Annotated in this window: 19 protein-coding genes; 4 read left to right on the top strand and 15 right to left on the bottom strand. The window is 70.9% G+C overall.

Annotation, left to right across the window (positions count from 1 at the left end):
• Nucleotides 1–13: 13 nt before the first annotated feature.
• Both modA and BLV24_RS16090 read right to left on the bottom strand, forming a co-directional pair.
• On the bottom strand, nt 14–916 hold the full coding sequence (modA, locus tag BLV24_RS16095) for a molybdate ABC transporter substrate-binding protein (RefSeq protein WP_092683627.1): 903 nt from the start codon (nt 914–916) through the stop codon (nt 14–16).
• A gap of 138 nt (nt 917–1,054) precedes the next feature.
• Nucleotides 1,055–1,519, bottom strand: a complete 465-nt coding sequence (locus tag BLV24_RS16090) for a winged helix-turn-helix domain-containing protein (protein ID WP_342708000.1) — start codon at nt 1,517–1,519, stop codon at nt 1,055–1,057.
• A 356-nt stretch (nt 1,520–1,875) separates the two neighbouring features.
• Between BLV24_RS16090 and BLV24_RS16085 the strand changes: the two genes are divergently transcribed.
• The 3 genes from BLV24_RS16085 (at nt 1,876) to BLV24_RS16075 (ending at nt 5,338) form a co-directional block, all read left to right on the top strand.
• Nucleotides 1,876–2,820: a 1-phosphofructokinase family hexose kinase gene (locus tag BLV24_RS16085; protein WP_092683625.1), complete on the top strand. Its 945-nt coding sequence runs from the start codon at nt 1,876–1,878 to the stop codon at nt 2,818–2,820.
• Nucleotides 2,821–3,032: 212 nt separating this feature from the next.
• Entirely contained in the window at nt 3,033–4,214 is a 1,182-nt protein-coding gene (locus tag BLV24_RS16080; RefSeq protein WP_092683623.1) for an acyl-CoA dehydrogenase family protein, read from the top strand.
• Between the two features lie 5 nt (nt 4,215–4,219).
• Nucleotides 4,220–5,338, top strand: a complete 1,119-nt coding sequence (locus tag BLV24_RS16075) for an acyl-CoA dehydrogenase family protein (RefSeq protein WP_092683621.1) — start codon at nt 4,220–4,222, stop codon at nt 5,336–5,338.
• Nucleotides 5,339–5,569: 231 nt separating this feature from the next.
• Here BLV24_RS16075 and BLV24_RS16070 read toward each other — a convergent pair whose 3' ends face one another.
• The 11 genes from BLV24_RS16070 to BLV24_RS16020 all read right to left on the bottom strand — a co-directional run bounded on the left by BLV24_RS16070 (nt 5,570) and on the right by BLV24_RS16020 (nt 18,161).
• Nucleotides 5,570–6,490 carry a hypothetical protein gene (locus BLV24_RS16070; RefSeq protein WP_092683619.1) on the bottom strand — a complete coding sequence of 307 codons (921 nt, stop codon included), beginning with the start codon at nt 6,488–6,490 and terminating at the stop codon, nt 5,570–5,572.
• Between the two features lie 500 nt (nt 6,491–6,990).
• Nucleotides 6,991–7,422, bottom strand: a complete 432-nt coding sequence (locus BLV24_RS16065) for a DUF3830 family protein (protein WP_092683617.1) — start codon at nt 7,420–7,422, stop codon at nt 6,991–6,993.
• Nucleotides 7,423–7,435: 13 nt separating this feature from the next.
• On the bottom strand, nt 7,436–8,437 hold the full coding sequence (locus BLV24_RS16060) for a cyclodeaminase (RefSeq protein ID WP_092683615.1): 1,002 nt from the start codon (nt 8,435–8,437) through the stop codon (nt 7,436–7,438).
• Complete coding sequence (locus tag BLV24_RS16055; protein ID WP_092683735.1) at nt 8,434–9,438, bottom strand: pyridoxal-phosphate dependent enzyme; 1,005 nt, start codon at nt 9,436–9,438, stop codon at nt 8,434–8,436. The genes BLV24_RS16060 and BLV24_RS16055 overlap by 4 nt, the downstream gene beginning before the upstream one ends.
• Nucleotides 9,439–9,445: 7 nt before the next feature.
• Nucleotides 9,446–10,723 (bottom strand): amidohydrolase family protein, encoded by a 1,278-nt coding sequence (locus BLV24_RS16050; protein ID WP_092683733.1) that lies wholly within the window; start codon nt 10,721–10,723, stop codon nt 9,446–9,448.
• Between the two features lie 5 nt (nt 10,724–10,728).
• Complete coding sequence (locus BLV24_RS16045; RefSeq protein ID WP_092683613.1) at nt 10,729–11,889, bottom strand: iron-containing alcohol dehydrogenase; 1,161 nt, start codon at nt 11,887–11,889, stop codon at nt 10,729–10,731.
• Complete coding sequence (locus BLV24_RS16040; RefSeq protein WP_092683611.1) at nt 11,890–13,272, bottom strand: aldehyde dehydrogenase family protein; 1,383 nt, start codon at nt 13,270–13,272, stop codon at nt 11,890–11,892.
• A gap of 400 nt (nt 13,273–13,672) precedes the next feature.
• Nucleotides 13,673–15,040 (bottom strand): glutamine synthetase family protein, encoded by a 1,368-nt coding sequence (locus tag BLV24_RS16035; protein ID WP_092683609.1) that lies wholly within the window; start codon nt 15,038–15,040, stop codon nt 13,673–13,675.
• 117 nt (nt 15,041–15,157) lie between these two features.
• Entirely contained in the window at nt 15,158–16,195 is a 1,038-nt protein-coding gene (locus tag BLV24_RS16030) for a TRAP transporter substrate-binding protein (RefSeq protein ID WP_092683730.1), read from the bottom strand.
• Between the two features lie 72 nt (nt 16,196–16,267).
• On the bottom strand, nt 16,268–17,593 hold the full coding sequence (locus BLV24_RS16025) for a TRAP transporter large permease (protein WP_092683607.1): 1,326 nt from the start codon (nt 17,591–17,593) through the stop codon (nt 16,268–16,270).
• A 31-nt stretch (nt 17,594–17,624) separates the two neighbouring features.
• Complete coding sequence (locus tag BLV24_RS16020; RefSeq protein WP_092683606.1) at nt 17,625–18,161, bottom strand: TRAP transporter small permease subunit; 537 nt, start codon at nt 18,159–18,161, stop codon at nt 17,625–17,627.
• Nucleotides 18,162–18,494: 333 nt separating this feature from the next.
• Here BLV24_RS16020 and BLV24_RS16015 point away from each other — a divergent pair, with 333 nt between their 5' ends.
• Nucleotides 18,495–18,908 carry a nuclear transport factor 2 family protein gene (locus tag BLV24_RS16015; RefSeq protein ID WP_245710600.1) on the top strand — a complete coding sequence of 138 codons (414 nt, stop codon included), beginning with the start codon at nt 18,495–18,497 and terminating at the stop codon, nt 18,906–18,908.
• A gap of 10 nt (nt 18,909–18,918) precedes the next feature.
• On the opposite strand, the gene BLV24_RS16010 is transcribed toward BLV24_RS16015, so the two are convergent.
• Nucleotides 18,919–19,734 (bottom strand): ion transporter, encoded by an 816-nt coding sequence (locus BLV24_RS16010; protein ID WP_425426104.1) that lies wholly within the window; start codon nt 19,732–19,734, stop codon nt 18,919–18,921.
• Nucleotides 19,735–20,142: 408 nt separating this feature from the next.
• Nucleotides 20,143–24,294 (bottom strand): Calx-beta domain-containing protein, encoded by a 4,152-nt coding sequence (locus BLV24_RS16005; RefSeq protein ID WP_092683602.1) that lies wholly within the window; start codon nt 24,292–24,294, stop codon nt 20,143–20,145.
• Between the last annotated feature and the right edge of the window lie 79 nt (nt 24,295–24,373).

Raw genomic sequence — 24,373 nt, 5'->3', positions numbered from 1 at the left:
CGGTCCGGCCGCCTCAATCGGGCAGCGCGAAGCCCTGCCGGGTCAGCGCCGCGCGGGCCTCGGGACCGGAGAGAAAGTCGAGGAAGGCGAGCGCGGCGTCCACCGTTTCCGGCGTCGCGGCCGGGTCGGCCACGGCGGCGGCGGGATAGACGATCGGGTCATGCGCGCCGGCGGGGAAGACGCCCGCGATGCGCACCCGCGGCTCGGGCGTCGCGTCGGTGGCGTAGACCACGCCCCGCGGCGCCTCGCCGGTCGCGACCAGCGCCAGCGCCGCGCGCACGTTGTCGGTCTGGGCCACATGGGGGGCCGTCGCCTCCCAGATCCCCAGCGAGGTCAGCGCCTGGCGACCGTAGATCCCCGCCGGAACCGCGTCGACCAGCGCCATGGCCAGCCGCCCGCCATCGAGCCGGGCCACGAGGTCCGCCCCCGGCGCCAGCGTCTCGGGCGCCGGGTCCCCCGCCGAGTCCCCCGCCGGGTCCGCCCCGTCGCGATGCGCGACCAGCACCAGCGCGTTGCCCGCCACGTCGCGGCGGCTGCCCTCGCGCAGCAGGCCCGCGGCGTCGAGCCGGTCCATCCACGCCGCGTTGGCCGACACGAACAGATCCGCCGGCGCCCCCTGCTCGATCTGCCGGGCCAGGGCGGAGGACCCCGCATAGGACAGCGCCAGCGCGCCGCCGGTCCGGTCGCGCCAGGCCTCGGCGATCTCGTCCAGCGCGGTCTTCAGGCTGGCGGCGGCGAAGATGGTGAGTTTCGGCGGCTCGGGATCCGAGGGCGCGGCGTCCGCGGCCCCGCAGGTCAGCGGAACGGCCACCGCCAGGGCTGCGAACAGCGCCCCCCCGCAGCGGCGCAGGGCGCGGCGGAACGCGCTGCGGCGGTTGAGGCGAAGCGGGCTGGTGCAGGCGCTGTGGCACGTCATGGGCGTTCTCCCCCGGGACGGGACGAGGCCTCGGGCGGCGGCGCGGCTCGCTTGCGGGCTGGCGGCGCGTCGGACAGGCGAAGGAAAGCGATAGGTCTCGCCGGAAATATCGCTGCGTCAGGGACGGTTTGGCAAGCGTTATTTCCGCTCGGCCATATCCTTCTCCGCGGAGGCCTCGGCGGGGCCTGCTTCCGCCACCTGCATCTCGTCCCCTGACGGGGCGGGCGAGCCGGGCGGGGCGGACGGGCCGGGAAGCAGGGCGGCGATCGCCTCGATATCCGCGGCGCCGGCCAGCGCGGCCCGCGCCTCCAGCGCCCGGTAATGGGCGAGCGCGGCGGCCCCCGCCTCGGTCAGCGCCGCGCCGCCGCCCCGCGCGCCGCCGCGCACCCGCTCGACCAGCGGCGCGCGGAAGGCGGCGTTCATCTCCTCGACCAGCATCCAGGCGCGCTTGTAGCTCATGCCCATCGCCCGCCCCGCCGCGGCGATGGAGCCGCGGTCGCGGATCCCCTCCAGCAGCGAGGCCTTGCCGGGGCCGATCATCGCGCCGCAGTCGAAGACCAGGCGCAGGGTCATGCGGCAGGGGGGAAGCTCGGGGATGCTCATGCGCGCGAGGCTCCCCTCTGCGGCGGCGAATGGCAAGGGTCTTGCGCCGATGCAGGAGGGCAGGGGCGGGGAGGCTCCCCCCGTCCGAACCCGATCCCGCCCGAACCCGAACCCGCCCGAACCCGATCCCGTCAGGCGAACGGCGCGTTCACGAACACGATGTCGTCGGCGCCGGAATTCCCGCAGGCCCTGATCCGGTCCTCCCCTGCCGGCGGGCGGACATGGCCCCCCCCCGCGACCGCGCGTCCATGGATCGTCCCGCCCCCCTTCGCTAGGCTCGGCCCCGATCCCGGACGCCCCGCCCGCGGCCGGCCTTTCGCCACGCTCCCCCCCGTTCCTCGCCGCCCCGGACCCGCATGCCCCGCATCCTCACCGTCACGCTCAACCCCGCCCTCGACCAGACGACCGAGGTCGCCCGGCTCGTCGAGGGCGCCAAGATGCGCTGCGCCGCCCCCCGGCTCGATCCGGGCGGGGGCGGGGCCAACGTCTCCCGCGCGCTGGCCCGCTTCGGGCGCGAGACCCTCGCCTTCATCGCCATCGGCGGGGCGCTGGGGCGCAGCTATCGCGACCTGGCCGAGGCGCAGGGCCTCGCCGCCCATTGGCACGAGGTCGAGGCCGAGACCCGCCAGTCGCTCGCCGTCCACGACCGCGCCGGCGGCGGCCAGTATCGCTTCGTGCTGCCCGGCGCCCCCTGGGACGAGGCCGCCTGGCAGGGCGCGCTCGAAGCCCTCTCCGCCCTGATGGACCGCGACGACATCGTGATCCTGTCCGGCAGCCAGCCCGAGGGCGCGCCCGCCGACTTCCCCCGCCGCCTCTGCGCCCTCGCCGCCCCGCGGGGCGCGCGCGTGGTGATCGACACCTCGGGCCCGGCGCTGTTCGACGCGGCCCTGCCCAACACCGGCGCCGAGGTCCTGCGCATGGACCGCCATGAGGGCGCCGAGCTGATGGGCCTGCCCGAAATCGACCTCGCCCGGGCCGCCGCCCTCGCCCGCGATCTCGTGGACCGGGGCGCCGCCCGCATCGCCATCGTCACCGTGGGCGGCGACGGCGCCGCGGCGGCGACGCCCGACGGCGCCTGGCAGGTCTCGCCCCCGCGGGTGGAGGTCGTCTCCTCAACCGGCGCCGGGGACAGCTTCGTGGCCGGCCTCTGCGCCCAGCTCGCGCAGGGCCGCCCCTTCGAGGACGCGCTGGCCTTCGCCATGGCCGCCGCCGCCGACGCCGTGACCACCCCGGCGACCGAGCTCTGCACCCTCGAAGGCACGACCGCCATGCTCCCCCGCATCACCCGCCGCCGGCTCTGACCCGGCCCCCGCCGCTCGCCCCCTCTCCACCCGGCGCCCGGCCCCCGCGCGCCGCGGGCGCTCCCGCGCCACCGGCGCCGCCCCCGACGCGGCGCTCCCCAAGCCCGACATTCCTGCGCGTATGTTCCCGCTGGCCCCCCCGCCGACCCGCATGTATCCTCCCCCCCGAAGACGCCGCCCGAGCGGCGCGCCACGTCATAGGGAGGATCGACATGTTCGATCTGGAGGATTTCCGGGCCGACACCCGCGCCTGGCTCGAAGAGAACTGCCCCGCATCCATGCGCGAACCGGCCCGCGAGGACGCCGACCGCTGCTGGGGCGGGCGCAACCCCCAGTTCAAGTCCGAGGACCAGCGCCTGTGGATGGAGCGGATGGCCGAGCGCGGCTGGACCGCCCCCGAATGGCCGACCGAATACGGCGGCGGCGGCCTCTCCAAGGAACAGGCCAAGATCCTGCGCGAGGAGATGGGCCGCATCCACGCCCGCTCCCCGCTCGACAGCTTCGGGATCTGGATGATCGGCCCGGCGCTGCTCAAATACGGCTCCGAGGCGCTCAAGAAGCAGCACCTTCCCCCGATCGTGCGCGGCGAGATCCGCTGGTGCCAGGGCTATTCCGAGCCGGGCGCCGGCTCCGACCTCGCCGGCCTCCAGACCCGCGCCATCGACCATGGCGACCATTACATCGTCAACGGCCAGAAGATCTGGACCAGCTACGCCAACAAGGCCGACTGGTGCTTCTGCCTGGTGCGCACCGACCCCGACGCCAAGAAGCAGCTCGGCATCTCCCTGGTGCTCTTCGACATGGCCACTCCGGGGGTCGAGACCCGGCCGATCAAGCTGATCTCCGGCGCCTCGCCGTTCTGCGAGACCTTCCTCACCGACGTGCGGGTGGAGAAATCCCAGCTCGTGGGCGAGGAGAACAAGGGCTGGACCTACGCCAAGTATCTCCTGACCCATGAGCGCGAGATGATCTCCGGCATGGGCCGCACCGCCTCGGGCGACAAGGCGCTGTGGGAACTGGTGGCCGACGCCGCCGGGATGGATGCGGACGGCAAGCTCGACGACCCGATGCTGCGCACCGACGTCGCCCGCTGGGATCTCGACGCCATGGCCTTCGCCCTGACGTCGGAGCGGATCAACGCCGAGGCCAAGGCCGGGCAGGGCGTGGGCGCCGCCTCCGCCATGCTCAAATACTACGGCACTGAGCTCAACAAGCGCCGCTACGAACTGGCCATCGCCGCCGAGGGCGCCGACGCCATGGTCTGGGAAGGCCAGGCCCACAAGGGCGGCGCGCTTCCCCGCGCCTGGCTGCGCACCAAGGCGAACTCGATCGAGGGCGGCACCACCGAGGTGCAGCTCAACATCATCTCCAAGAACATCCTCGGGCTCGGGTGAAGCACATGGTCAATCTGGTTCTCGACGACGACGCGCGGATGCTGAAGGACAGCGCCGAGCGCTTCATGGCCGACAAGCTCCCCGTGAAGGAACTGCGCCGGGTGCGTGATGCGGAGGACGCCGACGGCTTCTCCCGCGACGCCTGGGCGGAGATGGCCGCGATGGGCTTCGCCGGGGCGCTGATCCCCGAGGAATTCGGCGGCGCCGGCATGGGTCACGTGGCCATGGGGCTGGTGATGGAGGCGGCGGGCCGCAACCTCTCGCCCTCGCCGCTCTTCGCCACCGCGGTGCTCGGCGTCTCCGCCGTGACGCTGGCGGGGTCGGAGGCGCAGAAGGCCGACATCCTGCCCAGGGTGGCCGAGGGCAAGCTGTTGCTGGCGCTGGCCGTGGACGAATTCCGCCGCCACCGTCCCTCCCAGGTCGACACCGAGGCGACGCCTGCGGGCGACGGCTACACCCTGCGCGGCGCCAAGCTGAACGTCGCCGACGGGCATGTGGCCGACAGGATCGTCGTCTCCGCGAAGACGCCTGACGGGGCGGTCGGCCTGTTCCTCGTGGAGTCCGGCGCCGCGGGGCTGGAGGTCGAGCGGACCGTGATGGTCGACAGCCGCAACGCCGCCATCCTGCGCTTCGAGGGGACGCCCGCCGTGGCGCTGGGCGACGTGGGCGCCGGCGCCGGCGCGCTGGCGCAGGTGCTCGACATCGGCGCCGCGCATCTGTCCGCGGAGCTGCTGGGCCTGTCGCTCGAAGCCTTCGAGCGCACGGTCGCCTATATCAACGAGCGCAAGCAGTTCGGCGTCATCATCGGCACGTTCCAGTCGCTCCAGCACCGGGCCGCGCATCTCTTCGCGGAGATCGAGCTGGTGAAGTCGGCGGTCCTCGCCGCCCTCTCGGCGCTGGACGAGGGGTCGGAGCGCACGCCGCTTCTGGTCAGCCTCGCCAAGGCCAAGGCGGCGCAGGTCGCGGACCTCGCCACCAACGAGGGCATCCAGATGCATGGCGGCGTCGGCATGACGGACGAATACGACATCGGCCTCTACATGAAGCGCGCCCGCCCCGCCGCCCAGATGCTCGGCGACGAGCGGTTCCACACCGACCGTTTCGCGACGCTGCGGGGGTATTGAGCGGACCCGTTCCGCAACGGCGGGCTGGCGCCCGCCCTACGGCCGTCCCGACCCCGGGACGGCCGACTGTCGAGCGTCGGGCATTTCCAACCCGAACCCGACACAGGATTTCCGCGGTTGAGGGTCCGGTGAGCGGACGATGTGCCGAACCGCCGACCACCGCTTCGGACCGCGCTCCGGAAACGGTGGATTTCGCCGGTGACAGAAGCGATGGGTTTGGAAGTCTGTATGCTATTCGCCTCGTACAACGGCGATTAGCCTCCGGAACTCAGTGTCCTCGGTGTCTCTCTTCCAAAAATTTATGAAGCGCGCCACGACCTGTAGATTCCCGGCTTCGTAATGACCGTTGCTGTCAATGCGATCTAGAGAAGGTCTCAAATGTTCGTCTGAACCTTCAAACTGCAAGATTAGACTTGTGATTGCGCAACGATTGCTAGTTTCATCCAATAACTCGTTTAAATGCGCGATGAGCGCCTCTTTTGAAAGCCTGAGGTCCTTGTTTTTGACGGTGCGCTGAACGATCTGGCCGTACGATTGCTTCGCGGTTTGCTCGGCTTCGTTCGCCATACTCCAGACTGCCTTGAATCTGGCGTTCTTGATCTCTCCATTGTCCTGGCGCTCTAACTTGCTGGCCCACCAGAGGGCATCCAACGTCCACAGATCAACTCCGAGCTTCTCCGCCAGGTCGATCAGTACCGAATTGATAATCTCATATTTTGTTCCAGCTGATGACCCAATAGGAAAGGTCGGCCAAATACCGCGATCCCGCATTTCCGGCTCACTGGTGCCATTCCAAACGCCATAACGATCAGGATATGCAAGCAGCAACATCGGCGAGAGCGTAGCCGCACCGACACCATGAACCATCGACAGAGCCCTATCGAACCTTTTTGAAAGCGGCGCAGCTTCATCGACAAGGATGGATACAGCGGCACGAAGGTTGTCCATGTCATTTGCTGCGCGGCGGCCAAGGCGTTCCAATCCCGACCAATGATGATTGTGCTTAATACTAAGGAAGTCGTGATAGTCTTGCGCCGTGAGGATCGACGGGTCGCGGAAGCGCGGTCCGAAACGTTTCAATACCTCGTCGCGTCTGCCGACAGAGTGATGAATGTCAGGAAGACTAAGGGCGTTTTTCAGGTCAAAAGTCATGAGCAATCTCTGACATAGATGGATGTTACGCGCCAAGCGGCATCAGTCGCTTCAAGTTCGCCAGAGAACTCCTGTTAGGATCGATAAACCAAAAACGGCCGTTCTCAACCCGCGCCGACGCTTCGCTGGAGTCGCTGAAAAATCCATAGTCAGGACCCTTTGGCGAAATCGCTGCGAGTTCTGATAGGTTTGGGGGCGCCAAAGCGGGTGAGACAACGCAAGCTGACATTCGCGGGAGCGTGCGGAGCGATGGATTGGGCTCGGGCCAGACCTTGGCCGCGCTCGGCGCGAAAGTCCGCCTGTTCCGTCCAACCTGCGATCCGGGTCGGCGCCACGGCACAAGCGTCGGCTTCGCCTGACGCCTCACACCGCCGCGCGTCGTAGGGCGGGCGCCAACCCGCATTCCTCCCTCTCCGAACGCGCGCCCTGCCCCTAATACCCGAGTCATTCCCTTGGCATACGCGCGGCGCACGCCCGGTGCACGCTTGTCACCCCCCGTTTCAGGCGTCCTCGATCAGCTCCATCTTGAGGCTCTGGGCGCCCTTCTGCAGCGTCATCGGTCCCAGCTCCGCCAGCTTGTCGAGCCCCGAGACGATGGACGCGAACGGGTTCCCCGCCAGCTGCCCGGCCTTCGAGGCGAAGCGGCACGGCCCGTAGGCGAGCAGGATCTCCGTCTCCGAAATCCGCCCCTCGCCGCCCGGAAACAGCAGGAACTGCCCCGGCGCGGGATAGGAGGTCGGGTCCTCGTAGGGCACCCCGAAATCCAGGTCGCCCAGAGGCGCCCAGACCGCCTCTCCCGACCAGCGCACATGGATCACGGAGCCGTCGAAGGGCAGCGCCGCGCGCACCGCCGCGCAGGTGCGCGGGCATTGCAGCTCATTGAGAACGCCGAGAAACCGGAACGGGCCGGCGGTGATGGCGAGCGAGGTCATTCGAGAAATCTCCTCAGCGGGGAAGGGCCATGCCGGCGCCGGCGGCGCGGGCGGCGGCGAGCGCATGGGCGGCGATGGCGGTGTCCTGCGCGCCGGTTCCGGTCAGGTCGCAGATCGTCACGGCGGCCTCCGTCAGCCGGCCCGAGCGGAGCCCGGCCACGATCTCCCCCAGTTCCGGCGGCGGTCCGGGCAGGTATCCCGCTTCGCGGGCCGCGCGCAACTCGCCCATCGCCGCGGCCTGCGAGACCCGGTCGCAGACATAGAGATCCGCCGCCGCCAGGGCCTCCGGCGCGATCTCGTTCTTGCCATGCTGGTCCGATCCCATGGCCGTCACATGACGCCCGGGCGCGAGCCACCCGGCCTGCAGGACCGGGGTCGTGGAGGGGGTCGCGGTGATCACGATTTGCGAAGCGGAAACAGCCTCCTGCGGGGTCGCGGCGACCCGGATGTCGGCCCCCGTCGCCGATGCGATCTCGGCCGCCGCCTCCGCCGCCCGCGCCGGATCGCGGGCCCAGACCCACCCGCGCGCGAACGGCCGCACCAGATGCGCCGCGATCATCTGCATCCGCGCCTGCACGCCCGCCCCCAGCACGGCCGCCGTCTCCACCCGCTCCGGCGCCAGCCAGCGCGCGGCCACGGCCCCGGCGGCGGCGGTGCGGATATTGGTCAGGTAGCCGTTGTCGAGCAGCACCGCCTCCACCAGCCCGGTCTTCGCCGAGAAGACGCACATCAACCCGTTGAGGCTCGGCAGGCCCAGCCTGGGATTGTCGAAGAACCCCGGACTGACCTTGATGGCGAAGGCGTCGAAACCGGGCAGGAAGGCGGTTTTCACATCGACCTCGCCATTGGCCTCCGGCAGGTCCATGGACAGCACCGGAGGCATCCGCGCGCCGGGCCGGGCCAGCGCCGCGAAGGCCGCTTCGGTGGCGTCCACGGCGGCGAGGTCGAGCGGGACCGCGGCGCGCAATTCGGCCTCGGTCAGGATCAGGATCGGGGGCGTCGGAGCCTGGGTCATGCGGGAGCCTCCACGGTGATGTCGCCGAGCCGGACGGGCGCCCGGGCGGCGATGGCGGCGATCTGTTTGGGGGCGGCGTTGCGCCCGGTGATCAGCGCGGCGGTCGGGCCGGTCAGCCGTATCTTTCCCGCCAGAACAGCGGCATGGGCGACGGCGGAGGCGCCTTCGGCCACCACCCGCTCGCCCTCCAGCAGGGCCAGCATTCCGGCGTAGATCTCGGCCTCCGTCACCCGCACCACGTCGTCGAGCAGGTCCTGGCACATGGCGAAGGTCAGCCGGTTCTCCAGCCCGATCCCGCCGCCCAGACTGTCGGCGAGCGAGGCGACCTCCGCCACTTCCACCGGGCGCCCCGCGGCGAGGCTCGCGGCCATCGCGGCGCCCCGGTCCATGGAGATGCCCACCACCCGCACGCCCGGCTTCAGCGCCTTGGCCGCGGCCGCGATCCCGGCCGCAAGCCCGCCGCCCGACAGGGGGACGAGGATGGTTTCCAGATCCGGCGCATCCTCGATCAGCTCCAGCCCCAGCGTGCCCTGGCCGGCGATGACATGGGCGTGGTCGAAGGGGGGGACGGGGGTCAGGCCCTCGGCCTCCGCCAGCCGGTCGGCTTCGGCCTGGGCCTCGTCCTGCGAGGTTCCGATGCGGATCACCCTGGCGCCCAGCGCCTCCGCCGCGCGGACCTTGGCCTCGGGCACCAGGGCGGACAGGCAGATGGCGGCGGGGATGCCGGCGCGCCCCGCCGCCCAGGCCAGCGCCCGCCCGTGATTGCCGGTGGAGCAGCACACCACCCCCCGCGCGCCGGGCGCCAGCCGGGCCACGGCGTTGAGCGCGCCGCGGATCTTGAAGGCGCCGGTCGGTTGCAGGCAGTCGAGCTTCAGCCGCAGAGCCTCCATCCCCGGCAGGGCCGAGGCGATGAGCGGCGTGCGGATCGCGGCGCCGGTGATGGAAGCGGCGGCGGCGCGGAACTCGGGCAGGCCGGGGCGGGCGGGATCGGGCGCATCCATCGCCCGATCAGACAGGGCCGGGCGCAGGCCGGTCAACCCCCGGTCCGTGCAGCACCGGCGCCGGCCGGGTGACGGTCCGCCGCCCGTTCTTCACCACGAAAAGCGGCGGGGCGAGGGTCGCCACGGCTTCGGCCTCGGACCGCGCGTCCAGCGCCACGAGGTCGGCCCGCGCCCCCTCGCGCACTCCGTAATCCAGCCCCATCAGCCGCGCCGGCGCCGACGACACCATGTCGAAGCACAGCGCGTGATCCTCCGCCGCGCCCAGCTGGGCGGCGTTGGCGTAGAGATTGGCCATGCGCAGCAGCGAGCCGTCGCCGAAGGGCGTGAACGGGTTCAGCACGTTGTTGGTGGCGAGCGAGCAGGTCACGCCGCAGCGGTGGAAATCATGGGCGGGCGCCACGCCGCGGGGCGTCAGGTGACGCGCCTCCCGCCCCATCAGGAACAGGTCGGTGGCCGGCAGCACGGTCAGGGCCACGCCGGCATCCGCCATGCGGCGCGCCCAGGCGGCGGCTTCGTCGGGGGGCAGGGCGGAGAGCGCCGAGACATGCCCCGCCGCCACGCGCCCGCCCATGCCATGGGCCTCGGTCATCCGGCAGATCTCGCCCAGGTCCATGCGGGCTGGGTCGAGGTGGAAGTCCAGGTGGAAGTCGATATCGAGGTCGTATTCCCGCGCGAGCGAAAAGATCCGGGCGATCTGGGCGGTCGGGTCGGTGTCGGCATAGGGGCAGCCGCCGATCAGGTCCGCCCCCTCCCGCACCGCCTGGTCGAGCAGCGCCTCGGTCCCCGGATCGTTGGTCAGCCCCTCCTGCGGGAACACGCAGATCTGCAGGTCGATGGCCCAGGCGAAGTCTTCCCGCAGCGCCTTGATCGCCTCGAAGCCGCGCAGGCCGATGCGGGGGTCGGCCTCCACATGGGTGCGCATGGCGGTGGCGCCGTGCAGGACGCAGCGGGTCAGGGTCTCGGAGGCGCGGGCGTGGATGTCCTCCACCGTGAAGGCGCGCTTTTCGGCGGCCACCGCGGCGATGGCGGAGGGCAGGTCCGGCGCCCCGGCGCAGCGGTCGGTCAGCGCGGACTTGTCGAGATGGACATGGCTTTCCACGAAGCCGGGGAACAGCAGGCGGCCGTCGAGCGCGATCTCCTCCGCCCCCTCCGCCCCGGGCAGGGCGGGGGCGACGGCGACGATCCGGTCGCCGGCCACCGCCACGTCCACCACTGTCTTGTCCACCGGCGCGGCGCCGCCCGCCAGCCGCGCGCCGCGCAGGATCATGGAGGGACGTTCACCCATCCCCATCACAGCGCCTGCGCGTAGAGGTCGGCCAGCGTCGCGGCGTCCAGCGGCATCGGGTTGCCGCCGCAGGACGGATCCTGCGCCGCCATCTCGGCCAGCGCGGCGAGATCCGGCTCGACCACGCCCAGCGCGGTCAGCGTCGGCGGCACGCCCAGTTCGGCGCAGAGCGCGATCACCGCCTCCATGAACCCGTCGAAGCCGTTGTCGATCCCCAGATAGGCGGCGGCGGCGGCGATCCGCGTCTCCACCGCCGGGCGGTTATAGGCGAGCACGGTCGGCAGGAAGACCGCGTTGGTCATGCCGTGATGGGTGTTGTGCACCGCCCCGACCGGGTGAGACAGCGCATGCACCGCCCCCAGCCCCTTCTGGAAGGCGGTGGCGCCCATGGCCGCCGCGCTCATCAGATGGGCGCGGGCCTCGAGATCGTCGGGGGTTTCGACGGCGCGGGCGAGGTTCTCCATCACCAGCCGCATGCCCTCCAGCGCGATGCCCTGGGACATGGGGTGATAGTGGGGGGAGCAATAGGCCTCCAGGCAATGGGCGAAGGCGTCCATGCCGGTCCCGACCGTGATGGCGCGGGGCATGCCGGTGGTCAGCGCCGGGTCGCAGATGACGACCGAGGGCAGCAGCCCGGGATGGAAGATGATCTTCTTCACATGGGTCTGCGAATTGGTGAGCACGCCGGCCCGCCCGACCTCGGACCCGGTGCCGGCGGTGGTGGGCACGGCGACGATGGGGGCGATGGCCTGGGCGTCGGCGCGGGTCCACCAGTCGCCGATATCCTCGAAGTCCCAGACCGGGCGCGTCTGCCCGGCCATGAAGGCGATCAGCTTGCCCAGATCCAGCCCGGAACCGCCGCCGAAGGCCACCACCCCGTCATGGCGCCCCTCGCGATAGGCGGCGACGCCGGCGGCGAGATTGCCGTCATGCGGGTTGGGATCGACCTCCGAGAACATGGCGCGGCCCAGCCCCGCCCCCTCCAGCAGCGTCAGCGCCGTGGCGGCGATGGGCAGCGCCGCCAGCCCGCGGTCGGTGACCAGCAGCGGCCGGGTGATGCCGGCGGCGGCGCAGGCCGCGGGCAGTTCCTCGATACGCCCGGCGCCGAAGCGGATGGCGGTCGGGTAACTCCAGTTGGCGGTCGGGGAGGGGGGCGAGGCGGTCATTCAGGTCTTCCTGAGATGGTAGGATTTGGGACGGGTCAGCGCGTCGTAGCCCAGCGTCGACAGCGCGGCGCCGCGGCCGGTGTCCTTGCAGCCGGTCCAGACCAGCGCCGGGTCGAGGTAATCGCAGCGGTTCATGAACACGGTGCCGGTCTCCAGCCGGTCGCCGATGGCGGCGGCGGCTTCGGCGTCCCCGGTGAAGATCGCGGCGGTCAGGCCGAAGTCGCTGTCGTTCATCAGGGCCACGGCCTCGTCGTCGTCCCGCACCGGCATGACGCCGATCACCGGGCCGAAGCTCTCCTCGCGCATGATCGTCATGGTGTGATCCACGTCGACATAGACCTGCGGGGCGAGCCAGGCGCCGCCGTCGTCGGCCGGGAACAGCTCGGGGTCGATCAGCGGGCGGGCGCCGCGGGCGATGGCGTCCGCCTGCTGGGCGCGGACCACGGCGGCGAAGCGGGCATGGGCCATGGGGCCATGCGTGGCATCGGGGTCGAGCGGGTCGCCCAGCCGGTAGCCCGAGACGATCTGCACGGCGCGCTCCACGAAGGCGTCGAAGCGGCTTTCATGGACATAGATCCGCTCGATCCCGCAGCAGCACTGGCCGGAGTTGAACATGGCCCCGTCGATCAGCCCGTCGGCGGCCGCGACCGGGTCGGCGTCGGCGCGCACATAGCCCGGATCCTTGCCGCCCAGCTCCAGGCCCACGGGGGTGAAGGTTCCGGCCGCGGCGCGCTCGATGGCGCGGCCGCCGCCGACCGAGCCGGTGAAGTTCACGAAGTCGAAGGCGCGGGCGGCGATCAGCGCCTCGGTGGTCTGGTGGTTGAGGAACAGGTTCTGGAACACGTCCTCGGGGATCCCGGCGGCGGCGAAGGCGCGGACCATGCGCTCGCCCGCCAGCAGGGTCTGGGAGGCGTGCTTGAGGATCACCGCATTGCCGGCGATCAGCGCCGGGGCGACGGTGTTGATGGCGGTCAGGTAGGGGTAGTTCCAGGGCGCGATGACGAAGACGACGCCGTGGGGGCGGCGCGCGATGCGGCGCTCGAAAGCGGGCGAGGACTCGATGATCCGCGGGGCCAGCGCGGTCTCGGCGATGTCGGCCATGTGCAGGGCGCGTTCCTTCACGCCCCCCATTTCGCCGCCATAGCGGATCGGGCGGCCCATCATGCGGGCGAGCTCGGGGACCATCTCGTCCGACATGGCGTCGAGCGCGGCGATGCCGGCGCGGACCAGCGCCACGCGCTCGGCGAGCGGACGGGCGGCCCAGGCGGTCTGCGCGACGCGGGCGCGGGCGACGGCGGCGGAGGCCTGGTCGGGGGAGGCCGCCGGGCGCTCGGCGAAGACGGCGCCGTCGATGGGGGAGATGCACTGGAGAGTGGCGGTCATGGGGTCCGGAGGCTCTGGTGGCTGGGGCCTGGTGCTGGGGTTTGTCGGCGGGGCTCGGGTCTGGGCTCTGGGCTCTGGGCTCTGGAAACGGCTGTCTGGCGGGGCGACGGGTCCGACCCTGACGCGGGCCGGTCCGGGTTGGCAAGAGCGCCGGGGACGCGGAACGGCGGAGCGCGCGCGGGGCGGCGTGGCGAGGAGGCCGCGCGCCGAACGTCGCGCCGGTCGCCGCCCCCGCGCCCGCGCGGCCCTGACAGGGCGGCGCCGGCGGCCCCGTCGCGGGGCGGCGGGGACGGGAGACCGGGCCGAAGGCGCCCCCGGCCGCAGCGCCGCGCGGGCGAGACCGGCGCGGCGGGCGCGCGGGTCGACGCGCGGCCTCCCTCGCGTGCGGCCGGGCCGGCGCTCAGCTTCGCTCGAACCCCCGTTTCAGCTCCCAGTCGGTGACGCGGCGGTCCATCTCCATCTGCTCGATCCGGGCGGCGTGGACGTAGTGGTCCACCACCTTGTCCCCGAAGGCTCCGCGCAGGAAGGTCGAGCCGTCCAGCAGCGCCATCGCCTCGCGCAGCGTCGCGGGCACCTCCCCCGCATCCTCGGAGCCATAGGCGTCCCCGGCGAAGGCGGGCGGCAGGTCGAGCCCCCGCTCCACCCCGTCCAGCCCCGCCGCGATCAGCGCCGCCATGGCGAGATAGGGGTTCAGGTCCGCCCCCCCGATCCGGCATTCCACCCGGACCCCCCTGGTCCCCTCGCCCACCACACGGAAGCCGGCGGTGCGGTTGTCCATCGACCACACGATCCGGGTCGGCGCGAAGGTCCCCGGCACGAAACGCTTGTAGGAGTTGATGTTGGGCGCGAGGAACCAGGTGATCTCGGCCGCATGCTCCAGCAGCCCGGCCATCCAGGCGCGCATGGTCGCCGACATGCCATGCGGGGCGTCGGGGTCGAAGAACAGGTTCCCCCCGTCCTCGCCGGCCAGCGACATGTGGATATGCGAGGAATTCCCCGCCCGGTCGTAATCCCACTTGGCCATGAAGGAGACCGAGCGCCCGGCCTTCCAGGCGATCTCCTTCACCCCGTTCTTGATGATCGCGTGCCGGTCCGCCATCACCAGCGCGGGGGCGTAGCGGACGTTGATCTCCTCCTGCCCCGCATCGGCCTCGCCCTTGGAGTTCTCGACGGGGACGTCGGCGCCGTTCAGCCCGTTGCGCACGGCGCGCATCACGTCCTCCTCCTTGGTGGTCTGGAAGATGTGGTAGTCCGCGTTATAGGCGCTGATCGGGGTCAGGCCGAGATGGCGCTTGGCCTGCGCCTCCTCGTAAGTCTCCTTGAACAGGAAGAATTCCAGCTCGGACGCCATCTGCGCGGTCCAGCCCTTCGCTTCCAGCCGCTCCACCTGCCCGCGCAGGACCGAGCGGCAGGCATGGGGCACAAGGGCATGGCCGTGGTGGTCGAGCACGTCGCACATCACCAGCGCCGTGCCCTCCAGCCAGGGGATCCGGCGCATTGTGTCGAGATCGGGCTTCATCACATAGTCGCCATAGCCCCGCGCCCAGGAGGTGGCGGCGTAGCCCTGCACGGTCTCCATCTCCATGTCCGTGGCGTGGAGGTAGTTGCACGCATGCGTCTCCTCCCACGCGCCGTCGAGGAAGAAGTCGACGTGGAAGCGTTTGCCCATCAGCCGGCCCTGCATGTCGACCTGCACGACGAGAACGGTGTCGATCTCGCCGGCCTTGGCCAGTTCCGAGAGGTCGGTGAGGGTCAGTTTGCCGGGCATGTCGGGGCCTCTTGCTTCGGGCGCCCGCGGGCGCGGGCTGGAATGCGGCGCGCCGCCCCCCGGTCGGCGGGGGGGCGGCGGCTTCGGCGGGACGGGGCGCGCGGCCCCGCGAAGAGATCAGCCCAGGCCGTAGGGCGGGCCGGCTTTCTCCAGGACGGCGTTGTAGTCCTCGAAGATCTTCACCACGCGGGCGGCGCGGTCGGAGGTCTCGGACATCTCCTTCCAGAACACCTTGGCGGCGTCCTCCACCTGCTTCCACTCGGCGGCGGGGATCGAGGTCAGCTCCAGCTTCTCGCCGGAGGCGCGCAGCCGTGCCTCGCCGCCCCAATACCACTGGGTGCGATAGAAGTGCCCGGCCTCGATGCAGCTCATCACCAGCGCCTGCAACTCCGGCGTCAGCGCGCCCCAGGCGTCCGGGTTGACGTAGAAGGACCCGATCCAGGCGCCCGAGATGTTGTTGAGCAGGAAATAGTCGGTCACGTCCGCCCAGCCCACCGTGTAGTCCTCGGTGATGCCGGACCAGGCCATGCCGTCGAGCTCTCCGGTCTGCACGGCGACCTCGGCGTCCTCGTAGGGGATCGACACCGGCACCACGCCGAACTGGCTCAGGAAGCGCCCGGCGGTGGGGAAGGTGTAGAGCCGCAGCCCCGACAGGTCGTCGAGCGAGGTGATCTTCTTCTTCGTGTTGAAATGGCACGGGTCCTGGCCCGCGGCCGACAGCCATTTGACGCCGACCTCGTCATAGGCCTCGGTCCAGATCTCCTTCAGGCCATACTGGTTGAACAGCACCGGCACGTCCATGATCTGCTTGGTGGCCATGGGGAAATAGCCGCCGAAGACGGCGATATCCACGGGCGCGGCCATCGAGTCGTCATCCGAATGCACCGCGTCGATGACGCCGTTCTGCAGGGCGCGGAACAGCTCTCCGGTCGGGACGATCTGGTCGGCGTAATAAAGCTCGATCTCCAGCGCGCCGGCGGCGGCGGTGTTGATCGCGTCGATGATCGGCTTGGTCACGAACTCGCCCAGCGCCGCGCCGGCATAGGTCTGGAAGCGCCATTTGATCGGCGTCTGCGCCTTGACGATGGCGGGCGCTGCCAGCGCGCCGGCGGCGGCGAGGCCCGCGCCCTTGAGGAAACGGCGTCTCGGATTGATCGGGGGTCTCTGGCTCATCGGGGTTCTCCACTGTTGAAGGATGGCCCGTTTCCCGGGCGCTTGTCGCTCGAACTAGAAGCCGTAGACCAGGCCCGGAAGCCAAAGCGCGATCTGCGGAAACGCCATCACCAGCACCAGCGCCAGCAGCATCACCCCCACGAAGGGGATGATCGAGCGGTAGATGTCGGTGATCCCGATCTCCGGCGGCGCCATGGCGCGCATCAGGAACAGGTTGTAGCCGAAAGGCGGGGTCATGTAGGCGATCTGGCAGGTGATCGTGTAGAGCACGCCGTACCACACCAGGTCGAAGCCCAGCGCCTTGACCAGCGGGATATAGAGCGGCGCGACGATCACCAGCATGGCGGTGTCGTCCAGGAACGTCCCCATGACGATGTAGCTGAGCTGCATCAGGATCAGGATCTCCCACGGGCTCAGCCCCAGATCCTCGGTGAAGAAATCCCCCACCGCGCGCACCGCGCCGAGCCCGTCGAAGACCGCGCCGAAGCACAGCGCGGCGAGGATGATCCACATGAACATGCAGGAGATGCCGAGCGTCTTGCGCACCGTCGCCTCCAGCACCGCGTAGCTGAGCCGGCGCTTGGCCAGCGCGGCGAGCGTGGCCGACACCGCGCCGACGGCGGAGGACTCCACCAGGCTGGTGACGCCCATCACGAACAGGCCGGTCATGAAGAAGAAGATCAGCAGCGGCCAGACGCCCGCCCTGAGCGAGGCGATCTTGTCGGCCCGGGTGATGCGCGCCCGTTCCTCGGCCGACAGCGCCGGGCCCAGATGCGGCTGCAAGCGGCAGCGCGCCACGATGTAGAGGATGAACATCCCCGCCATCATCAGCCCCGGGACCGCGCCCGCCAGCCACAGCTGCCCGACCGGCGCGCGGGCGATCATGCCGTAGAGCACCAGCACCACCGAGGGCGGCACCAGGATGCCGAGGCTCGACCCCGCCTGGATCACCCCGGTCACCATGACCTTGTCGTATCCGCGTCGGAGCAGTTCGGGCAGGGCGATGGTCGCGCCGATGGCCATGCCGGCCACGCTCAGCCCGTTCATGGCCGAGATCGCCACCATCAGCCCGATGGTGCCCACCGCCAGCCCGCCGCGCAGGCCGCCCGACCAAACATGGAACATCTCGTAGAGATCGTCGGCGATGCCGCTCTCCGACATCATGTAGCCCATGTAGATGAACAGCGGCAGCGTCAGCAGCGGATACCACTTCATCAGCTTCATGGCCGAGGAGAACGCCAGCTCGAACCCCCCGCCCCCCCACAGCGCGATGGCGGAGGCCACCGCCACCACGCCGATCGCCGCGAAGACCCGCTGCCCGGTCAGCAGCATCACCATCATCGAGGCGAACATCAGGAGGGCGATGGCCTCGTAGCTCATGCCACGGACCCCGCGCGCGTGGGGATGCGGGTCATGCGGGCCCTTCGGTCGGGGTGAAGGGGGGCAGGGGCTCGCCCCGCGCGGCGGCGATGTCGCGGATCAGCTGGGCGATGGCCTGGAGCAGCATCAGCAGGATCGCCACGCACATCACGGTCTTGATCGGCCACATATAGGGCCGCCAGGCGGAGTAGGAGCGCTCGCCGAAGGCGATGGCGTATTGTGTGGAGCTGAGGCCCCCCAGCAGCAGGAAGGTCAGGTAGAAGATCAGCGCCAGGCAGGTGACGCTGTCGACGATCGCGCGGGTGCGCGGCGACCAGCGGGAATAGAGCAGGTCCATGCGCACATGGTCCCCGGTCTGCATGGAATAGGGGCCGCCCAGCAGGAAATAGGCGACCATCAGGAACTGCGCCGCCTCCAGCGTCCACAGCGAGGGCAGGAACACGGTCTTGGACACGGCCGACCAGAACAGGACCGCGATCATCGCCACGATGCCCCACATCGCGACCCGCCCCACGGCGCGGTTGATCCTGTCGATCCGGCGCACATAGGCGCGGGCGATTGGCGGCATGGGGTTCCCCCGGGCGGCGTCGTTGATGCGGCGCAACACGACTATGACCAACGCGTAAGGCGCCGTGAAGCGAAAATTTCAACCGTTTGGGAAAGGGCCGGGACGAGGCGCGCGCCGCGCCGACCTATGCGGAGCGGAGAGCGGGGAGAGGAACGGCCCGCCGCCCCCCGCATCGCCCCCGCGGCGGGACAGGACGTCCCCGGTCTCATGGCGTTCCGGAAGGTCCGCCCTTCGCCCGACCCCCGCTTGACGCAATGGCCGTCGGGCCGTCCGTGCCAGGCTGGCGCCTCGACCCCCGCCCGCCGCCATCCGCCCGCGACCAGGAGAGAACCGATGACCGATCCAGCCGCCGCCCCCATCGCCGGCCCCATTTCCGGCCCCGTCATGGCGTTCTTCGACGCGCTCGAAACCGGGAAAGGCTGGGAGGTCTGCCGCCAGTGGTGCGCGCCGGACGCGACCTTCTCCTGCCAGGCGAAATCGCTGGACGAGGTGAAGACGCTGGAAGGCTACGCCGAGTGGATGAAGGCGCTTTGCATCTCCATCCCCGATGCGCATTACGACCTGAAGCATCACGCGGTGACGGAGGACGGCGCGACCGTGCTGGCCTTCGCCGTGTTCCTCGGGACCGCCAGGGGCAAGGACGGCGCCCCCGCGCCCATCGCCGCCGATTACGTCTACGCGATGGAGACCGAGGCCGGGCGCATCCGCCACGTCACCAAGATCTGGAACGACCGCCGGGGGAGCTGAGGCCCTCCCCTCAGGCGCCCTCGTTCCGCTCCGCGCGCAGGGCGGCGACCTCGGCCCGCAGGGCGCGCAGTTCGGCCAGGATCTCGGCGCGCTCGTCGGTGGCGGCGGCCTTGGAGGCGGCCGCGGCGACGTCGGCCTCCTCCCCCGCCTCATGGTGGCTCTGCATCGCATCGACCATGATGCCGACGAACAGGTTGAGCACGGCGAAGGTGGTGATCAGGATGAAGGGCACGAAGAACAGCCAGGCCTGCGGATAGGCCTCCATCACCGGGCGCACGATGCCCATGGACCAGCTTTCCAGCGTCATCACCTGGAAGAGGGTGTAGGCGCTTTCGCCCAGGTCGCCGAACCATTCGGGATGGGCCGCGCCGAACAGCTTCGTCGCCATCACCGAGAACACGTAGAAGATCAGCGACATCAACAGCACGACCGAGCCCATGCCCGGAATCGCGCGCAACAGCCCCGTCACCACCCGGCGCATCGACGGCACCACGGAGACCATGCGCAGCACCCGCAGGATGCGGAAGGCGCGCAGGATCGACAGCGGGCCGGAGGCGGGGACCAGCGCCACGCCGACCACCACAAGGTCGAAGATCCGCCAGGGATCGTTGAAGAAGGCCAGCCGCCGGACATAGAGCCGGAGCGCCAGCTCCACCACGAACACCGCGAGAATGGCGCGATCCAGCGCGAAGAGCATCGGGCCGATGGCGGCGTTGACCGAGGCCGAGGTCTCCAGCCCCAGGGTCAGGGCGTTGAGCAGGATCAGCCCGACGATCGCCCGCTCGAAGGCCGGCGCGTCGAGAACATTGCGGAGTCGGTCGCGCAGCATGCGGGGTCCCTGTGGCAAGCGGTCCCTGGGGGGCGGGCGGAAGCGTGAGACTTAGGGGCTCGCGAAGGCGAGTGCCAGAAGGCGGGGCAGGGTTCACGGTCGCAGGGCGCGCGTGCCCCTGCGTGCCCCGTGCGTGGGTGGCGTGCGTGGGGGGCGTGCGTGGGGGGGCGTGCGGGGGCGCGGCGCCGGGCCGCCCGGACCTGCGGCGGCGTCCCGAAAGCCGGGACCCGAACGCCAGCCCCCGAAAGCCAGACCCGGAAACCGGGGCCCTGAATAGCATCGCCCCGGCGCGCGGGGACCACGGCCGGGGCGAGTTCCGGGGTTGAGTGAGCGGAAGCGTTGGTTTCCTCCCCGGAAGTCTCCGGCGCCGCGTCCCCTGCGGGGCGGCGCCGGTCGGGCGGCGCGTCAGAAGATCAGCGCGTCCGCCTCCGAAATCCATGCCGCCTCGGCCGGCGCGGCGTCGGTGATGACCCCGCGCCCGGCGGCGTCGATCAGGTCGGCCCCGTCCGGATCGACCAGCATCACCAGGAAATCCTCGGCCCCTTCCTCGATCCCGTCGGCGAGGACCTCGATGGACACGGTCTTGCGCGTCTCCCCCGGCGCGAAGGTCAGGAGCCCGGCCGCGCCCTCGTAGTCGCTTTCGTCGGCCGAACCCTGAAGGGTCCGCCAGCCCACCGTGACCTCGGCGTCGGAGGCGGCGGAGAGCGTCACGTCGAACACCGCGCGCGCGTTCCCCCCGCCCGCGGGCAGGTCGAATTGCAGGGGCTCCAGATAGGCCAGCTTGTCGTCGTGAACGGTGCGCCAGTCGTCGGCGAGGATGCCGCCGGTGTCCCCGGAATTCGGGTTCCACGACCAGTAGGTCCAGCTCATCCCCTCCTCGCCCGGGCGCAGGTCGAGATCGCCGTCATGGTCGTAATCGCCGGCGATATAGGCGGTCAGCGCCTCGAACCAGGGCGTGTCCTTGGGGTCCTCCAGCTTGGTGCCGAACTCGCCGAGCAGCACCGGGGCGATGCCCTCCTCCTGGATGAAGCCCCAGGCCTCGCGGAAGATGTCGGGCAGGTCGTCCTCGAAGCCGTCCTGCTGGAACCAGGGCTGGGCGTGGACCGAATTGCCGTAGTCGTGGGGCGAGTAGACCAGCTTGTCCGAGATTTCGAGCTCGATCGGCCGGTCGCGCACGCCCTGAAGCGCGCCGCCCCACCAGTAGCTGTCGCCCTGATAGGCGCCGACGCCCTCCACCAGGATCAGCCAGTTGGGGTTGACCGCGCCGATGGCGTCGCCCGCCGCCTCCGCCGCCCGCGCCCAGTCGGTCGGCCCGCCGCCGCCCCAGGTCCCGGCATGGGGCTCGTTATGCAGGTCGGCGCCGATCACGGTCGGGTCGTCGGCATAGCGCGCGGCCAGCATCTCCCAGTCCGCGATCCAGCTTTCCTCGGTATGCCCGCCCTCGCCATACCAGAGCCCGTTGCCCGACGTCCCGGCGCCCGAGGTCGAACGGTGGTGGTCCAGGATCACCCGCAGCCCGATCTCGCCCGCATAGTCCACGATGCGGTCCATGATCTCGATGGCCGACAGCCCCGCGAGGTCCGGGTTCTGCGAAAAGTCGATGCCGTTGGGCGCGGCGGAGGTCCGCAGCATTTCCGAAGAGAACGGCAGCCGGATGGTGTTGAAGCCGAGCGAGACCATCTGGTCCATCATCTCGGCATAGCCCCGCGTCCACAGTCCGTGGGGCGCGAGGGTGTCGCTTTCGAAGCCGAACCAGTTGACGCCGGCCAGCCGCACGGTGTTCCCCGCCGCGTCCACGATCCGCGCGCCGTCGGTGGAGAACCAGCCGGGCGCCGTCCCGCCCTCCGTCGCCGCGGCGTCGGAGATGCTCAGGCCGGGGCGCGGGGCCGGGTCGTCGTCGAGGATGGTCCCCGTCGCCTCGTTCTCCGCCAGCGTGGCGCCGGAGGGGGCGGACAGCGCGAGAGTCAGCGTCTCGTCGCCCTCATGGGCCGCGTCGTCGCGCAGGGAGACGCGGAGGGATTTGGCGGTCTCGCCCGCCGCGAAGGTCAGCGTGCCGGAAGCCGCGTCGTAATCCGCGCCGGCCGCGGCGGTCCCGTCGCCGGTCGCGTAGGCGACGCTCACGGGGGCGTCGGAGGCTTCGGAGAGCGTCACCGCGAAGACGAGCGCGTCGTCGCCCTCCGCCGCCTGCGCCCCGGCGATGGACAGTTCGGGGAGCGTGGGCTCGCCGCCGCCGCCGCCGCCCCCGCCGCCCCCGCCGGCATCCTCGCCGTTCAGGGTCAGCCCGGTCAGCGAATCCGCCGCCCCGCCGCCGGCCTGGAAGCCGAACCCGGTCTCTCCCCCCGCCGAGACGCGGGCGTTGTAGCCCATGTTCTCCAGCACATAGAGATCCCCGACATGGGAGACGATGCGGGCGTTCCAGATGTTGGTGATCTCGAAATCCGCGCGGAACGCGACCTGCCAGCCGTCCAGCCCCTCGGGGCCGCCGGCGACCGTCATGTCGGCCACGAAGCCCGCGCCCCAGTCGCTGCGCACCGCGTAATCCACCGCGCCGTCGCCCTCGGGGGCCGCTTCGTCATCGTCCAGAATGAGGATCGAGGCCTCCGCCCGGCCCAGCGTCGCCCCCACAGCGTCGCTCAGCCGCAAGGCGAAGGCCTCGTCCCCTTCGACGGCCGCATCGCCCCGCACCTGGATCGAGACGGACCCCTCCGTCTCGCCCGGTGCGAAGTCGATGCGCCCCGACGCCGCCGAATAGTCCGCCCCTGCGCGCGCCGAGCCGTCGGCCGAGGCCCACTGCACCGAAACCGGCTGCGTCGCGGGGGCGGATAGCGTGACCTGCGCGGTCACGGTCCGGGTCCCGTCATCCCCTTCCGTCACCTGCGCGTCGGCGATGGAGATTTCGGGGAGGACCGGGGATGTTTCGTCGTCGCCGGTCAGCGTGACCGTCGCCTCGCCATCGGCGATGACGGCGTTGACCGGGGCGGAGAGCACGACGCGGAAGCGCTCGTCGCCCTCGACGAGCAGATCGCCGAGCCCGTTGGCGTGGATCGCGGCCGAGGTCTCGCCCGGCGCGAAAGTGACCGTGCCGGACTGCGCCTCGTAGTCCTCTCCGGCCCGCGCGGTCCCGTCGACCAGCGCGAAATCCACCGTCACCGCCTGCGCGGAAGCCTTCGACAGGCGCAGCATCACATGCAGATGCGTCCGCCCCGCGTCGCCCTCCGCAAGGGTGAGGTCGAGCACGGAGACGGCGGGAAGCTCGCCGGGATCCGTCTCCGGATCGTCGTCGCGGATGGTCCCGAGCGCCTCGGCGTCGCCCAGCCGCGCGCCCCGGGCGGCGGCGAGGCGCAGGCCGAAGGTCTCGTCCAGTTCGTGCAGGGCGTCCCCGGTCACGTCGACGGTGACGGTCTTGCGCGTCTCCCCGGCCTCGAAAACCAGCGTGCCGAGCGCGGGGGCGTAATCCTCGCCGGCCCGCGCGGTTCCGGCGAAGGTGGACCAGTCCACCTCCACCGTCCCGTCGGAGGGGGCGGAGAGCGTGACGACGAAACTCAGCGCGGCGGTCCCGGCGTCGCCTTCCGTCACAGAGGCGTCGGCCACCGAGACGGTGGGCGCGGGTTCCGCCGCATCCAGCAAGGCGCGCCATTCGGCCCGGGCGCCTTCGTTGCGCGCCTCGATATTGGTCATGGAGAGCTGGCCGAGCGTGACGCCGTCGAGCCGGTAGGTCTGCTGGTTGCCGTCGATGGCGATGACCACCGCGCCCCCGGCCTCGGTCACGGTGAACTGGTCGGCGCGGAACCAGCCGAAATCCAGCCGGTCGGCGGCGGGATCGAATTGCAGCGGAATATCCTCGCCCCAGCGCCAGTCGATCTCGAACACCCGGCCCTCGGCGCCCGAGGGGGGCGTGCCCGGCCCGGCCTCGGTCGGCCAGTCGTGCGTGCCGGCGACGGGCATGTCCTGGTCGAGGATCTGCGCGTCGGGAACCGGGCCGATGCCCAGTTGCAGATGCAGCCGATCCTCGCGCACCTGGGCGGAATAGAAGCGGAAGTTCTCCACCCCCAGCTCCGCCACGCTCACCCCCAGCAGGATCAGCGCCTGCCCGGTCCCGGCGTTGGAGATCACCACCCCCTCGGCCCCGTCGACCATGGAGAGCTGTTCGCGCGTGCCGTAATGGCGGAAGTCCACCACGTCGGTGGCCGGGTCGAAGGCCACCCGGTCGATGCGCCCCGGCTGGTGGGAGCGGGCGAAGACCACGCCGGGCTCGGCGGTCTCGCCCATCGCCTCGGCATGCGCCCAGGCGAGCGCGCCGGCCAGGCACTGGCGCAGGTGGTCGTTCTCCACCGGCAGGAAGCTGTCGACGGTGAGCTGGCCCAGCGAGACGCCGACGATCACCACCACCTCACCCGACCAAGGGTTCATGAAGCCGGCGCCGGAGGCCGTGTCGACCGGGATGAAATTGTGGACCGAGACGCCGCCGAGATCGAGCTTGTCGCGGGTGGGGTCAAAGCCCTCGATGTCGCCCGCGCCGATCTCGACGCTGAAGATCCGACCTTCGCCATCGCTCATGTCCCGGCCCTCCCATTACCTTGCCACGCCCTCCGTGCGGAGCGGCTCGGGGCGTTTCCCGCATGTCACGTCGCGGAAG

The organism is Albimonas donghaensis, from assembly GCF_900106695.1.
In the GTDB taxonomy this organism is placed as follows: Bacteria; Pseudomonadota; Alphaproteobacteria; order Rhodobacterales; family Rhodobacteraceae; genus Albimonas; species Albimonas donghaensis.
Note: the sequence above shows the minus strand (reverse complement) of the source record. Positions and strands in the feature narration are given on the sequence as shown.